Consider the following 13,713-nt stretch of genomic DNA (forward strand, 5'->3'; position numbering starts at 1 on the left):
CTACCTGAAGAGAGGGTAAGATTCAGCTGAGAGGCGGCTTCACCTTTCAGCCTCCCGCCCGTGGCGGCTCCGACATTTGGACTCCCACGGCAGAGCGTGCGGTGTCACACTACCGTGCGCTTCGGACCGGCCGGCCGTGCCGGTCGCGGGCGCACAGTCCCCCGCATGCCCGTATCGGGAGGTAGCGATGTCCGTTTGCGCACCCGCCGTCGTCCGCCGTCTGTTCCGCGCCGCCGGGCTCGCGCTCGCGGTGCCGCTTGCCCTGGCGCTCGCCCCGGCATCCGCACACGCCAGCCAGTGCTTCGCCTTCGTCGAGAACGCGCCGGCCGAGCCCTCGCCGCTCCGGCTGGCGGGCTGGCGGCCGGCGGACGCCGCGCAGCTGGCGGCGGCACGGCAGGTCGCGATCGAGTTCGTCGGCCACGCCACCTTCCAGATCACCACGCCCGGCGGGGTGGTCGTTGCCACCGACTACACCGGGCGCAACGGCTCCGCTGGCGTGCCCGACATCGTCACGATGAACCGCGCGCACACGACCCACTACACCAACACCCCCGATCCCCGGATCGACCACGTGCTGCGCGGCTGGAACCCCAGCGGCGACGGCCCGGCGCGGCACGACCTGGAGGTCGGCGATCTTCGGGTGCGCAACGTCGCCACCGATATCCGCGGCTGGTCGTCCGCCGCGGTCGACAAGCACGGCAATTCGATCTTCATCTTCGAGGTCGCGGACCTTTGCATCGGCCACCTCGGCCACCTGCACCATCCTCTGTCGGACGCCGACCTGGCGCTGATCGGCCGGCTGGACGTGGTGATGGCCCCGGTCGACGGCAGCTGGACGCTCGACATCCCGAACATGGTCGCGACCCTAAAGGACCTGCGGGCCAGCCTGGTGATCCCGATGCACTTTTTCGGCGCGGGCTCGCTGGAGCGCTTCCTGGCCGGCATGTCGGACGCGTTCCAGATCCGCCGCGCCCAGCAGCCGGTGATCAACGTCTCGCTCGCCAGCCTGCCGCGTGAGCCAACCGTTCTGGTGCCCTACGGCTACTAGAGCAAGATGCTGCAAGGTGAAGCCGCCTTTCAGCTGAATCTTGCTCTTTCTTCAAGCAGTTAGAGCAAAATTCACGATGAAGGTCGACCCGACCTTCATCGATTTTGCTCGAGCCGATCGGCGCGCAGCCGCGCTCAGACCGGTCGATCGTCGGGCGCCTGGAGATCGCGTTGGCAAAATAGCACCAGGAGCAGGACCTGGCTGATCGTGTGGCCGTCGTCGGACAGCGGCATCAACAGGTTGATGACCCCCGCGGTGAACTGGTCCGGGCCGATATAGCCGACGCGTCCGTAGCGCGGCAGGCCGGTTTCCGCCACCTTGCGCGCGCTTTCCCAGACGCCGGAGCCCGGCCCCTTGCCCGCGATCTCGCTGAACCGCCGTCCTTTCAGGCCGGGCCGCGCGCGCAGCATGATCTCGTCGCCCAGCAGGCGATAGCGGAAGTCGAGCGGCGGGCCGAGCACGTCGAGCATCATCAGGTGGCGCAGCAGACGCGGGATCGCCACCGGGTCGATGTCCCGGCGCGCCGGCAGGCGGCCCGGCCCGCCTAGGCCGGTCCAGTAGGCCAGGATTTCCGCCTGCTCCGGCATGTCGGCGAGCGGCAGGTTCGCCGTCGGGAAGCCGCCGAACGGCGCTGTCGTCCGGGTTCGGTCGTCGGACGGCAGCAGGCCCAGGACGTGGGACAGCCGCCGGTGGGTCGAGAGCGGCAACAGGATACCGGCGTCCCGCGTCCCGTCGGGCCCGGTCAAACGGACCGGCGCGTCGATCTCCAGGCACCGGGCCGGCGGCGCATCGTCCGCGCCGTGCAGACGGGCCAGCCGGGCCAGAGGATCGTTTGCCCGCATACCGCCAAGAACCGGCGTCAAGCCGGCGTCCCCGACCCGGACGACGAACAGGTCGGGCAGCAGGTCGTCCGGCAGCTCGGTGATGTCGAGGCGGGCCGCCTCGAACCGGCCCAGGGCGTCGCAGTTCGCCCGCCAGACCGCAAGCAGCCGGTCGGCCCGCCCGTCGGCGAGGTCCTGCGCGCCGTCCGTGGGGGCGCGGGTCGGCGCGTGCCCTAGGGCCGGGCCCCGGATCGGCTTCACGACGTTGCGGTTTCCTTTCGCACGCGATGCGCCCGCATCGCCGTCTATTGAGGCGAAAGTTCTAACTGAAAGGTGCTGAACAAAAGGTAAAGCGAGCGGTCCTCGGCGGGACACTACGCCTCCGGTCGGGGTGGGCGCGATACCGCTGAAGGCCGACGACACCCGGCGCGCCGAAGTTCACCCTATCTCCTTGACGAGAGAACAAGATTCGCGCGGAAGGTGAGCGAACCTTGGGCGATCTTGCCCGCGCGCTACTCCGCCGCATCCGGCCGGGCGTCGGCGCTGAGCGCCTGCGCCTGGTCGAACTGCAGGGCGGCCAGACGGGCGTACAGGCCGTTCTTCTCCAACAGCTCGTGGTGGGTTCCGGTCTCGACGATCCGTCCGCGGTCCATCACCACCAGCCGGTCGGCCTTGAGCACGGTCGCCAGGCGGTGCGCGATGATCAGGGTCGTGCGCCCCTGCATCAGATGGTCGAGCGCTTCCTGCACGACCTTCTCGCTCTCCGCGTCGAGCGAACTGGTCGCCTCGTCCAGCAGCAGCACCTCGGGGTTCTTCAGGATCGCCCGGGCGATTGCGACGCGCTGGCGCTGGCCGCCGGACAGGCGCACGCCGCGTTCGCCCAGGAAGGCGCTGAAGCCGTCGGGCAGTTCCTCGATGAACGCGCGGGCGTTGGCCGCCTCCGCCGCGGCGATCACCTCGTCGTCGCGCGCGTCCGGCCGGCCGTAGCGGATGTTCTCCATGGCATCGGCGGAGAAGATCACCGGCTCCTGCGGCACCAGACCGGTGTGCCGGCGCAGCTCCGACGGGTCGGCGTTCTGAAGATCGACGCCGTCCAGCGTCACCCGTCCGCTGGTCGGGTCGTAGAAGCGCAGCAGCAGCTGGAACACGGTTGTCTTGCCCGCACCCGACGGCCCGACCAGCGCGACCTTCTCGCCGCGCCGGACCTCCAGATCGAAGCCGTTGAGCGCCGCAGAATCCGGGCGGGAGGGGTAGTGGAACACGACGCTGTCGAAGCCGACCCGCCCCTGCACCGGGCTTGGCAGCGGGGTCGGGTTGTCCGGCGCGTCGATCGCGGTCTCGGTCGCCAGCAGGTCGAACAGCCGCTCGGTCGCGCCGGCGGCACGCTGCAGATCGCCGACCACGTCGGACAGCCCGCCGACCGAACCCGCGACCACGACCGAGTAGAACACGAACGCGGACAGCTGGCCGGCGGTGATCTCCCCGTCCAGCACCGCATGCCCGCCGACCCAGAGCACCACCGCGATCGCCCCAAATACCAGCAGGATCACCATCGCGGTCAGGGAGGCACGGGCGATCGTGCGCTTGATCGCGGTGTCGAAAGCGTTCTCCACGCGCTCCTGAAAGCGCGCGCGGTCGATCGGCTCGTGGTTGAACGCCTGCACCGTGCGGATGTTGGACAGGCTCTCGTCGACATAGACGCCGACGTCGGCGACCCGGTCCTGGCTGGCGCGGGACAGCTTGCGGACCTGCCGGCCGTAGACGATCACCGGGATCAGCACCAGCGGCACCACCAGGAAGACCAGCCCGGTCAGCCGGGGCGAGGTGGCGAACAAGAGCGCGACACCGCCGACCAGGGTCAGGATGTTGCGCAGCGCGATCGGTACGCTGGTGCCGACCACGACCTGCAGCAGCGTGGTGTCGGTGGTCAGGCGCGACAGCACCTCACCCGTGCGCGTGGTCTCGAAAAAGCCGGGCGACATGCCGATCACGTGCCGGAACACGTCGCGCCGGACGTCGGCGACCACGCGCTCGCCCAGCCAGGTCACCAGGTAGAAGCGCGCGAACGCCGCGAGCGCCAGGATCGCGACCACGCCGAACAGCACCAGCACCGCCTGGTCGAGCAGCGCCGCGTCGCCCTCGGCGAACCCCTGGTCGATCAGCAGCTGCAGCCCGCGCCCGAGCGCGAGCGTGGTTCCGGCCGCGGCGACCAGCGACAGCAGGGACAGCAGCAGATAGCCCTTGTAGGGCCGCAGATAGGCCCACAGACGCGCCAGCACCTTGACGTTCTTGCTGCGCGGCCGGTCCGGCCGTCGGTTGCTGTCCTGTTCGACCGTCGACTTCTCGCGCATGCTCGCCATTCTGCGGTTGCCCTGCCGGCACGTGGTGGTTGCTTCCGCCCTGCGGATTAAGCCCGCCGACCGGCGCCAAACTCGATTGCCGACAGACGTATCTCACCCGCCGCGAGCGGGCAACCGGCGGGACCGGCCGGGGCGACCTGCCGCGCGAGGACGCGCGTGCGCGCGCCCCCTTGCGTCCGGCGGCGGCGGTGCCTATAACCTGCGCCACCGCGCGAGCAGGAGCAGCGAAGCGATGAAGAAAGACATCCACCCCGACTACCACGAGATCACGGTCGTGATGACCGACGGCAGCGAGTTCAAGACCCGCTCCACCTACGGCAAGGCCGGGGACTCGCTGCGTCTGGAGATCGACCCGAAGACCCACTCCGCCTGGACCGGCGTCCACCGCGTCGCGACCCAGGGCGGCCAGATGCAGAAGTTCAGCGAGCGCTTCGGCAACCTGGGCAACCTGTCCGGCAAGAAGCGCGGCTAACCGCACCGCGCGCCGACCCAAGGCCACAGACGCGTAGAAGGGCATTCGCCACCCGGCGGATGCCCTTTTTGCGTTTCCTCCACGCGCCCGGCTCGTCCACGCCCGGCTGGTTCACGCCCGGCCGGCCGGCTCCAGCATCATGTCCAGGCGCTGGATGCGTTCGTAGAGGGCGCGCGAGCGGGTCAACAGGTCGCCCAGGCGGGCGGGCAGCCGGTCGGGATCGACCGCGGGCTCGGCCAGGCAGGTATCCTGCCCGCCCAGGCGGTTTTCCGGCTGCGCCGCCGCGTCGCGGGCGACCTCGCCGTCGTTGACCGCCCGCTGCAGCATCAGCCACGCCATCACCTGGGTGATCCGCGCGGTCACGCGCATTTCCTCGCAGCTCGCGACCAGCTGGGTGTCGTGGTCCAGGGCCGCCTTGTCCGCCGGCGCCTGGCTGGCGATGTAGTCGCGCACCTCGCGCGTCAGCGCCAGCGCCTCGTCGTAAGTGCGCATGATCAGCGCACCGGTATCGACGATGTTGCGCGTGCTGTCGCCCTGGGGGGTCCCGCTGTGAGGCACTGATAAGCCGTCCGGCTGTTGTTGAGAGAAAACGCGCCCGGTTTTGAAACCGCGTCGCCGCGGGCCGGCGCTGTGTCGGCGCGAGCCTACGCCGGTGAGCTTAACAAGCGGTTGGCAGCACCTTGAAGCGAAATTCGTCCCCGCACCTGCCATGCCGGGTCGGGAGCGGCGGCTTCGCCCTGCGGCGATTTCGCATGCCACCCTCTTGAACCGCGGCCCGGGCTTCCCAGCTATAGATCGCTTCGGGCCCGAGACAGGCAAGGTGGGCCGAACAAGCTTCCGTCAACGCCGCTTGCCGGGTTCGGAAGACGGCCGCCGCGCCGGGCGCCGGAGCACCCCATCACGCGGCCTTTCGACCTTTGGGTGGATGGCCGCGCGGTCCGTATCGCTTGCAGCAAAAGGATATGGTTGCCATGCGTACCTACGACTTCAGCCCCCTGCTCCGCTCCGCCGTCGGTTTCGACCGGATGGCACAGATGATGGACAGCCTCGCCCGCGGCGAGGAGACCGGCTACCCGCCCTACAATATCGAGAAGCTGGGCGAAGACGCCTATCGGATCACCATGGCCGTCGCCGGCTTCGGCGAGGACGAGCTGGAGGTGAGCACCAAGGACACCACCCTGGTGGTCGCCGGCAAGGCGAAGGAGGCCGAGGGTGAGGGCAGCTTCCTGCATCGCGGCATCGCCCGGCGCGCTTTCGAGCGCCGGTTCGCGCTCGCCGAGCACATCAAGGTGACCGGCGCGCACCTGGAGAACGGCCTGCTGCACGTCGAGCTGGTCCGCGAGGTGCCGGAGGCGAAGAAGCCGCGCACCATCGAGATCCAGCGCGGCGCGCCCGAGCAGCCGAAGGTGATCGAGAGCCAGGCCGCGTAAGCCGCACCGGCTCGGTTCTCAGCGCCGACCACGTCAGCCGGCCGGGCCCGCCCCGGCCGGCTTTCTTGGTCTCTCTTCAAGCAGTTAGAGAAAAATTCACGATGAAGGTCGACTCGACCTTCATCGATTTCGCTCTAGGCCCTTCCGGCCCGCCAGACCATGTCCTTTGCACGGGCCCCGCCAGGGCCCTTGGGCGGCTGGCGCGTCGGCAGCCGTGTACAGGTTTGTGGCGCTCTCGGGCGATCGAACATGATGCCTTCGCCGCAGGCACGACCGGTCGTGGCTCGCCCGGCATAGCGCCTGAGCGGCCATTGCCGGCCGCCCTCCCGGGCGGCCGGCGGTGCGTCCCGATAAGCGTGTTGCGCGAATCGATTACCCGTCCGCCGCTCCCGCCGGTATACTGGGCATATACCCCGAGGTCGGTGCGGTCAGGAGGCTGACGATGGTTGCGTATTCTTCCCTGCGGGACGACTTGAAGACCGGGGACATCATCCTGATGAGCGGCGAATCCATCTTCTCCTGGACCATCCGGCGGTTCACCGGAAGCACCTGGTCGCACGTCGGCATGGTCGTCCGCAGCGAGGAGCTGGACGCCGTGCTGCTGTGGGAATCCACCACCACCGGCCATCCCGAGGACGCCGCCACCCCGAAAGGCCGGGAGCCCAAGCCGGGCGTCCAGCTGCCGCCGCTCAGCAAACGGGTGCGGGACTACGACGGCAAGGTGGCCGTCCGGCAACTGAACCGTGCGTTGACCAAAAAGGAAGTCGCCAGCCTCACGGCCTTCCGGCACGAGGTGAAAGACCGGGATTACGACTACGACGCGCTGGAACTGCTTCGCTCCGCCATGGACGAGGGGCTGTTCTGGCGCAACCGCGAGGATCTGCAGAGCTTCTTCTGCAGCGAGCTGATCGCCGAGAGTTACCAGCGCGTCGGCCTGCTGCCCGACAGCAAGCCGTCCAACGAATATACCCCCGACGACTTCGCTCAGGAGGTTGGCGAGAAGCTGCCGCTTCAGGGGGTGACGCTGGATCCGATCAAGAAGCTGGACGCGGGTTAACCGCGGCCGTCAGGCGACGATGCCCGCGGTCGCCGCGCGATAGGCGAGCAGCGCCGCCCCCAGCATCGCCACGCCGACGAACGCCCAGCCGAGCACCGGCGCGAGGAACGCCTCGTCCCGGAACGCCAGCCGCGCCAGGACGACCCCGCCGCCGGTCATCACCGCCCCGATGATCCAGAGCCACATGGCCGTCCCCTAACCCACCTGAAGCTTTTCCAGCGCCGCCCGGAGCGGTGCCGGGATCGCCACGGCCGCGGTCATGTCGCCGCGCGGGACGAACACGTGGACGAACCGCCCTTCCGCCGCGGCCTCCGCGCGTCCCGCCTTGAACAGCCCGATCTCGTAGGTGACCGACCGGCCGCCCAGCCGGGTCACCCGCAAGCCCGCCTCCACGTCCTCCGGAAACGCGAAGGCGGCGCGGTAGCGGCACCAGGACTCCGCGCACACCCCGATCACCTCGCCGTGCCACGGGTCGAGGCCGCCCTCCTGGATCAGATAGCGGTTAATCACCGTGTCGAAGTAGGAATAGTACACCACGTTGTTCACGTGGCCGTAGATGTCGTTGTCCATCCAGCGGGTCGGGATGGTGAGGCGGTGTAAGTAGTCTTCACGGGTCGTCGGCTGGTCGTCGCTCACGGTTCGGCGCGGTCCTTCGGGCTGGTCGGGGCGATGCGATCTGGGAAAGCAGGCGGCGCGCGCGCTGTCAATTCCCACTTGCGGCCGTTGCCGCCGGGCACGCGGCTGTGGCAGAGCAGACGGGCACGACCGTGCCCCAAGGAGGCCGCATGCCCGTTCCGACCACCACGATCGGCGCCTATCCCAAGCCCGACTACGTGCCGCTGCGCGGCTGGCACGAGGCGAAGCCGGAGGACGAGCAGGGCCGCCACCCAAGCGACCCGACCCGCCCGCTGCGCGAGCGCGGCCGGATCGATGCCGAGGACGAGCAGCGGCTGCTCGACCGGGCGACGCACGAGGTGGTCGGCGAACAGGCGACGCTCGGGATCGACGTGCCGACCGACGGCGAGGTCCGGCGCGAGCACTACGTCTTCTACCACCTGCGCCACCTGCACGGGATCGACTTCGACAGCCTGGAGGAGCGGCAACTGCGTCAGGGCGGCTGGACCGCCTACGTGCCGGTGGTGCGCGGGCCGGTCCAGGCGGGCGCGCGCTTCCTGCGGCACGACTGGCACAGCGCGCAGCAGGCCACCGACCGGCCGGTCAAGATCACCGTGCCGGGGCCGCTGACGATCGCCGGCACGATCGCGAACGACCACTACGCCGACGAACGCGAGCTGTGCGCCGCGCTGGGCGACGCGCTGAACCAGGAACTGCGCGACCTGGCGGCGGCCGGCTGCCCCTGGATCCAGGTCGACGAGCCGCTGTTCGCCCGGCATCCCGACAAGGCGGCCGAGTTCGGCGTCGACAACCTGGCGCGCACGCTGCACCGGCTGCCCGAGGAGACGCGCACGGCCGTGCACGTCTGCTGCGGCTATCCGGCGGAACTGGACCAGGCGGACTACCCCAAGGCCGATCCCGGCGCGTACGACCAACTGGCGGAGCCGCTGGACCTGGCGCCGGTCGACGCGGTCAGCCTGGAGGACGCGCACCGGCCGGCCGACCTGCGGCTCTTGGAGCGCTTCGCGCGCACGACCGTGATCCTGGGCTGCGTCGACGTCGCCCGCTCCCGCGTCGAGGACCCGGACGAGATCGCGGGCCGCCTGCGCCGGGCGCTGGAGCACATCGACCCGCACCGCCTGATGGCCGCCCCCGACTGCGGGCTCGCCCTGATGCCGCGCAAACTCGCCCGCGACAAGCTGCGCGCGCTCGTGCAAGGCGCGCGGGCGGTGTGAGGGGATTCACCACAAAGACACCAAGGCGTTGGGGCGCTTCGCTGACCCGTCAGACGTCCTTCGACACGCCTTGCTGACGCAAGCCTGCTCAGGATGAAGCGGAAAATTTGAAAAATATGACCTTCATCTATGGACCTTCCCGTTCGTGCAAGGGGTTTGATGGCCCTTTCGGGGCGGACATCTATACGGCCTGTTTGCGAGGATGTTGGTGTCCTCTGGCCAGGATGGGGTTCGCTTGGACCGTGTTCGCCAGATCATGCTGTCGGCCATCAGCGGCCAATGAAGCTTCGGCGTTTAGACGGTTCAGGCGGATGCCTTGCGGCGCCATCCAATCCCTTGCGTCGGGGTGAGCGTCTCCTTTGCTAAGGGGCTCTGGTGTTGGGGTGGGCGGCGGCTCAGGCCGCCCGCGGCCGGTAGGTGTCGCCCGAGCGCAGCACCGCCCAGGCCACCCGGGCGAGCTTGTTGGCGAGCGCGATCACGACCTCGTTCCAGCGCTTGCGCTTGAGCAGGCGGCGGGCCCACAGGATCAGCCCGTCGGCGGTGGGCCGGTCGCGCTTGGCCTGCATCAACAGCGCCTGGGCGCCGTTGACGTAGAGGGCGCGCAACTGGCCGTCGCCGATCAGCGAGATCCGGCCCAGGCGCACGCGTTCGCCCGAGCTGTTGAGCCTGGGGGTAAGGCCCAGGCTGGTGGCGAACTTGCGCCCGTCGGCGTAGTCCGACCCGTCGCCGATCGCGCCCACCGTCGCCGCGGCGATCATCGGCCCGATGCCGGGAACCGTGCGCAGCCGCTGCACCCGGGCGTCGTCCTGCGCGGCCCGCACCAGGCGCGCCTTGCTCGCGGCGATCGCCGCGCCGTCGCGCCCGATCTCGGCGTGCAGCTCGTCGAACTCCGCGCGCATGTCCGGCGAGATCGCCTGCCAAGCCGGCGTGTCCGCAAGCTCGGCGTAGCGCTTCAGTCCGGCCTCGCCCTGCGGCAGCGCGATGCCGGACTCCATCAACAGCCCACGCAGCACGTTGACCTTGTCGGTGCGCAGCTGGACCCGCTTGCGGTGGATGCGCTGGCGGCTCTGGGCGTCCTGCTCGCTCGGCGACTTGATCCGCAGGCCGGGGACGTGCGGCCGGGTCGCCGCCTCGGCGATCGCCCGGGCGTCCCGCCGGTCGTCCTTGCGCCCGGGATCCTGGTAGGCCTTGACCCGCTTGGGCGCCATCAGCCGCACCGGGTGGCCCGCGGCCTGAAAGCTGCGCGCCCAGTGGTGCGCCCCGCCGCACGCCTCCATCCCGACCACCGCGCCTGGGCACGCCGCCACCGCCGCCTCGAGCCCGGCACGCCGGACCCGCCGCTCCGCAACCACCCGGCCGGCGGCGTCCACCAACGCCAGCTGGAAAACGTTCTTTGCCAAGTCGACGCCGATCACAGTAACCTGGGTCATGGATCTTCCCGTTCCTTCCGATGTTGTCCTGTCGCACCACACAACAGGTCTGGCCCATTGTGAGGCCGAAATGGAGAACGGGAAGGTCCATCCCATCATGCTGAGCAGGCCCGCCAGGGCCGTGTCGAAGCACGTCTGACGGGTCTCGAAACCGCCTTAGCGCTCTTGGTGCCTTTGTGTCTTGGTGGTGAACCTAAAAACTGGTCCTCACCCCTACTCGCTCAGCTGCTCGCAGGCCTGCTTGATGCGTTCGCAGGCGGTCTCCAGCGCTTCCGTGGAGGTGGCGTAGGAGATCCGGAAGTAGGGCGACAGGCCGAACGCCTCGCCCTGGACGCAGGCGACGTTGGCCTCTTCCAGGAGGTAGGTGACGAAGTCGCCGTCCGACTGCAGGCGGTTGCCCTGCGGCGTCTTCAGCCCGATCACGCCGGAACAGGAGGGGTAGACGTAGAACGCCCCCTCCGGCCGGGAGCAGGTCAGGCCCGGGCACCGGTTCAGCTGCCCCACCACCAGGTCGCGGCGCTGGCGGAACACCTCGTTGTTCGAGTCGATGAAGTCCTGCGGGCCGTTCAGCGCCTCGACGGCGGCCGCCTGGCTGATCGACGACGGCGAGGAGGTCGACTGCGACTGGATCTTCGCCATCGCCTTGATCAGCTGGCTCGGCCCGCCGGCGTAGCCGATCCGCCAGCCGGTCATGGCGTAGGCCTTGGAGACACCGTTCATGGTCAGCGTGCGCTCGAACAGCGCCGGCTCGATCTGGGCCGGCGTGCAGAACTGGAAGCCGTCATAGACCAGCTTCTCGTACATGTCGTCGGTCAGCACCCAGACGTGCTCGTGTTTCTTCAGCACGTCGGTGATCGCCTTCAGCTCGTCCTTGGAGTAAGCGGCGCCCGAGGGGTTCGAGGGGCTGTTCAGGATCACCCACTTGGTGTTCTTGGTGATCGCCTTGTCCAGGTCCTCCGGGCGCAGCTTGAAGCCGGCGTCCTGGCTGCAGGGCACGGCGACCGGCTCGCCGCCGCACAGCAGCACCATGTCCGGATAGGACACCCAGAAGGGCGCCGGGATCACGACCTCGTCGCCCTCCTGGATGGTGGCGAACAGGGCGTTGAACAGCACCTGCTTGCCGCCGGTGCCGACCGAGACGTTCTCCGGCTTGTAGCTTAGGCCGTTGTCGCGCTCGAACTTCTTGCAGATCGCCTGCTTCAACTCCGGCGTGCCGTCGACGGCGGTGTATTTGGTGTCGCCCCGGTCCATCGCGGCCTTGGCGGCCTGCTTGATGTTCTCCGGCGTGTCGAAGTCGGGCTCGCCCGCGCCCAGGCCGATCACGTCCTTGCCCGCGGCGCGCAGCTCGCGCGCCTTGGTGGAAACCGCGATGGTCGGCGACGGCTTGATCCGGTCCAGCCGGCTGGCGAGGAAGGAGGACATGGCGGGGCTATCTCGCGTGATGAAAAACTGCGTGCTCCGCCGCGCACGCTAGCCGAGGGCCCGGGGGGTGTCCAGGCAAGGCGATGGAACTGCACTATACGGCGTATATATGACCCGATATTGCCATACTTTCCATGTGGAATTTTTGACCAGCCATCGCACTTTGACGGAGCCGACCGTCTGGACTACGATGCCGTCCCCAGGCGTGGACTGGCCCAATCCGCCCCCTAACACACTTGAATCCCAGAGAGTTTCTGTGGCCCAAATCAAGACCCACTCCGATTTTGTCTACCACATTTTACGAAACGGGTTGACCGGCGATAGGCTTAACCTTGAACGGCTCGGTCGTCGCTACGTCAAATTTATAGAACGCGACGAACCAGGCACGGCCAATCGGTTGACCGAAATGTTGGCCTCTGCCCCGTCGCAGAACTCGCCTCTGAGGGATTCTGGTAAGCAAGGCCTACCGGTCGACTCAGACAGCCGCTTCTCACTGGCATTTCACGAGATGCCAGACCTTTCAACAGACGAGCCAATATTGCCCGATTCCGTAAGAAAACAGTTCGAAAACTTGATTTTAGAAACTCATAAACACCATGAACTCAGAAAAAACGGCATACCCTTGTCTCGACTACTACTCTTTTCTGGACCTCCTGGTGTCGGAAAAACTATGTCAGCGAAATGGCTAGCATTTCGCCTAAACGTCCCATTATTGACGCTGGATATATCCGCTGTAATGAGCAGCCTTCTAGGCAAGACTGGGATGAATATAAAAAACATTATGGCTTATGCAAAATCAGCGCCCTGTATTTTGTTCCTCGATGAATTCGACGCAATAGCGAAACGCCGAGATGACTCAGGAGACATTGGCGAACTGAAACGCCTTGTAACAGTTCTTTTGCAAGAGATCGACGCGTGGCCAGAAGACAACTTATTGATTTGCGCCACCAATCATAGCTCGCTGTTGGACCCAGCCGTATGGCGACGGTTCGATCATGTTATAAATTTTATGCCACCCTCTTACGATGAAATTTTAGACCTTATCACACGCGATATGTATGGTAACATGGCTATAGACGACGACTTAGCGCAATCTCTTGCGCTGGCGTTAAATGGCCGTTCTCACAGCGAAGTAAGGACGTTACTCAACCGCGCAAAACGCGCATCGATACTACAGGAAAACAGTGTCGAAGACGCGATCGTTTCGGAGATTTCGAAATTTATAAAAGACATTCCAACAAACGAACGCCTATCCTTTGCATTAAAACTTCTTGAGAAAGGTTGGTCCAATCGGAAAGCAGCTGAAATCTCCCGAGTATCTCGCGAAACTCTTCGCAAACATAGGCCGGACCAAGCTATAGAGTGCTGATATGGCAGACCGAAACTTTTTAATTGGATATGGAGAACGCCTGGCCGAGCCCATCAACCCGGTGAGTGGTGGTGGGACCAAGCACTTTCCGTACACATTCTCCGAGGCTCGCACAAGGCTTGCCTCACGCTTCACTACATCTACGACCGCAGTTAGAGATCTTCCAGAGCTAGCTTGCCCGTTTGACTTCTCGACCTTAGCGCTTACGCTTCACCCGGCTTTCTGGCTCCTCGACGCTGCGAATGGATTTCGGGTGGCGCTTCGCCCCGGCTGCACGGCAGGTTGGTCCCCGAGTTGAACGGGTAGAGCCGCGGCTGGCGGGCGGAGCGTAAGCGCCCCCTACGCCCCATTGGCATAGGGTGTTGACGCGCGACCACGGGTCTCGGCGGCGCACGAGGCGCCACCGGGACCCGTGGGCAACAAACTTTGCAAACTTTATTGGTTTTGCTGGGCC

At 67.0% G+C, this 13,713-nt stretch carries 13 protein-coding genes; 6 read left to right on the forward strand and 7 right to left on the reverse strand.

All coding sequences use genetic code 11. From position 1 onward, the window contains the following. Positions 1-187: 187 nt before the first annotated feature. Entirely contained in the window at positions 188-1,048 is an 861-nt protein-coding gene (locus CKO28_RS08080; RefSeq protein WP_200340125.1) for an MBL fold metallo-hydrolase, read from the forward strand. A gap of 134 nt (positions 1,049-1,182) precedes the next feature. Here the strand turns inward: CKO28_RS08080 and CKO28_RS29110 are convergent, their stop codons facing one another. Both CKO28_RS29110 and CKO28_RS08090 read right to left on the reverse strand, forming a co-directional pair. Beyond that, positions 1,183-2,130, reverse strand: a complete 948-nt coding sequence (locus CKO28_RS29110) for a PAS domain-containing protein (RefSeq protein ID WP_200340126.1) — start codon at positions 2,128-2,130, stop codon at positions 1,183-1,185. Between the two features lie 251 nt (positions 2,131-2,381). Beyond that, on the reverse strand, positions 2,382-4,220 hold the full coding sequence (locus CKO28_RS08090) for an ABC transporter transmembrane domain-containing protein (protein WP_200340127.1): 1,839 nt from the start codon (positions 4,218-4,220) through the stop codon (positions 2,382-2,384). Positions 4,221-4,461: 241 nt separating this feature from the next. Between CKO28_RS08090 and rpmE the strand changes: the two genes are divergently transcribed. Then, a complete protein-coding gene (rpmE, locus tag CKO28_RS08095; RefSeq protein ID WP_200340128.1) occupies positions 4,462-4,701 on the forward strand; it encodes a 50S ribosomal protein L31 in 240 nt (79 codons plus the stop codon). A gap of 111 nt (positions 4,702-4,812) precedes the next feature. On the opposite strand, the gene CKO28_RS08100 is transcribed toward rpmE, so the two are convergent. Continuing rightward, positions 4,813-5,259 carry a DUF1465 family protein gene (locus CKO28_RS08100; protein WP_200340129.1) on the reverse strand — a complete coding sequence of 149 codons (447 nt, stop codon included), beginning with the start codon at positions 5,257-5,259 and terminating at the stop codon, positions 4,813-4,815. Between the two features lie 413 nt (positions 5,260-5,672). Here CKO28_RS08100 and CKO28_RS08105 point away from each other — a divergent pair, with 413 nt between their 5' ends. Together CKO28_RS08105 and CKO28_RS08110 are read left to right on the forward strand one after the other, a co-directional pair. Next, positions 5,673-6,131: an Hsp20 family protein gene (locus tag CKO28_RS08105; protein WP_200340130.1), complete on the forward strand. Its 459-nt coding sequence runs from the start codon at positions 5,673-5,675 to the stop codon at positions 6,129-6,131. A gap of 442 nt (positions 6,132-6,573) precedes the next feature. Continuing rightward, on the forward strand, positions 6,574-7,188 hold the full coding sequence (locus CKO28_RS08110; protein ID WP_200340131.1) for a C40 family peptidase: 615 nt from the start codon (positions 6,574-6,576) through the stop codon (positions 7,186-7,188). 9 nt (positions 7,189-7,197) lie between these two features. Here CKO28_RS08110 and CKO28_RS08115 read toward each other — a convergent pair whose 3' ends face one another. Together CKO28_RS08115 and CKO28_RS08120 are read right to left on the reverse strand one after the other, a co-directional pair. Then, positions 7,198-7,374, reverse strand: coding sequence for a hypothetical protein (locus CKO28_RS08115; protein WP_200340132.1), 177 nt, complete (start codon positions 7,372-7,374; stop codon positions 7,198-7,200). Between the two features lie 9 nt (positions 7,375-7,383). After that, complete coding sequence (locus CKO28_RS08120; protein WP_338050078.1) at positions 7,384-7,824, reverse strand: acyl-CoA thioesterase; 441 nt, start codon at positions 7,822-7,824, stop codon at positions 7,384-7,386. Positions 7,825-7,973: 149 nt separating this feature from the next. Between CKO28_RS08120 and CKO28_RS08125 the strand changes: the two genes are divergently transcribed. Beyond that, positions 7,974-9,038: a cobalamin-independent methionine synthase II family protein gene (locus CKO28_RS08125; RefSeq protein ID WP_200340133.1), complete on the forward strand. Its 1,065-nt coding sequence runs from the start codon at positions 7,974-7,976 to the stop codon at positions 9,036-9,038. A 395-nt stretch (positions 9,039-9,433) separates the two neighbouring features. On the opposite strand, the gene CKO28_RS08130 is transcribed toward CKO28_RS08125, so the two are convergent. Then, the gene (locus CKO28_RS08130) at positions 9,434-10,468 is read right to left on the reverse strand and encodes an IS110 family RNA-guided transposase (protein WP_200340134.1); all 1,035 of its coding nucleotides are present in this window, start codon (positions 10,466-10,468) and stop codon (positions 9,434-9,436) included. Positions 10,469-10,681: 213 nt separating this feature from the next. Next, positions 10,682-11,890, reverse strand: coding sequence for a pyridoxal phosphate-dependent aminotransferase (locus CKO28_RS08135; RefSeq protein WP_200340135.1), 1,209 nt, complete (start codon positions 11,888-11,890; stop codon positions 10,682-10,684). A gap of 256 nt (positions 11,891-12,146) precedes the next feature. Here CKO28_RS08135 and CKO28_RS28360 point away from each other — a divergent pair, with 256 nt between their 5' ends. Then, positions 12,147-13,259, forward strand: a complete 1,113-nt coding sequence (locus CKO28_RS28360; protein ID WP_200340136.1) for an AAA family ATPase — start codon at positions 12,147-12,149, stop codon at positions 13,257-13,259. Positions 13,260-13,713: the final 454 nt, after the last annotated feature.

The sequence above is a fragment of the Rhodovibrio sodomensis genome, from assembly GCF_016583645.1.
GTDB lineage: Bacteria > Pseudomonadota > Alphaproteobacteria > Kiloniellales > Rhodovibrionaceae > Rhodovibrio > Rhodovibrio sodomensis.

Bases quoted from the DNA above. Each gene is read 5' to 3' on its own strand.
- CKO28_RS08080 (WP_200340125.1), top strand. From the start codon at position 188: ATGTCCGTTTGCGCACCCGCCGTCGTCCGCCGTCTGTTCCGCGCCGCC.
- CKO28_RS08090 (WP_200340127.1), bottom strand. From the start codon at position 4,220: ATGCGCGAGAAGTCGACGGTCGAACAGGACAGCAACCGACGGCCGGAC.
- rpmE (WP_200340128.1), top strand. From the start codon at position 4,462: ATGAAGAAAGACATCCACCCCGACTACCACGAGATCACGGTCGTGATG.
- CKO28_RS08105 (WP_200340130.1), top strand. From the start codon at position 5,673: ATGCGTACCTACGACTTCAGCCCCCTGCTCCGCTCCGCCGTCGGTTTC.
- CKO28_RS08110 (WP_200340131.1), top strand. From the start codon at position 6,574: ATGGTTGCGTATTCTTCCCTGCGGGACGACTTGAAGACCGGGGACATC.
- CKO28_RS08115 (WP_200340132.1), bottom strand. From the start codon at position 7,374: ATGTGGCTCTGGATCATCGGGGCGGTGATGACCGGCGGCGGGGTCGTC.
- CKO28_RS08125 (WP_200340133.1), top strand. From the start codon at position 7,974: ATGCCCGTTCCGACCACCACGATCGGCGCCTATCCCAAGCCCGACTAC.
- CKO28_RS08130 (WP_200340134.1), bottom strand. From the start codon at position 10,468: ATGACCCAGGTTACTGTGATCGGCGTCGACTTGGCAAAGAACGTTTTC.
- CKO28_RS08135 (WP_200340135.1), bottom strand. From the start codon at position 11,890: ATGTCCTCCTTCCTCGCCAGCCGGCTGGACCGGATCAAGCCGTCGCCG.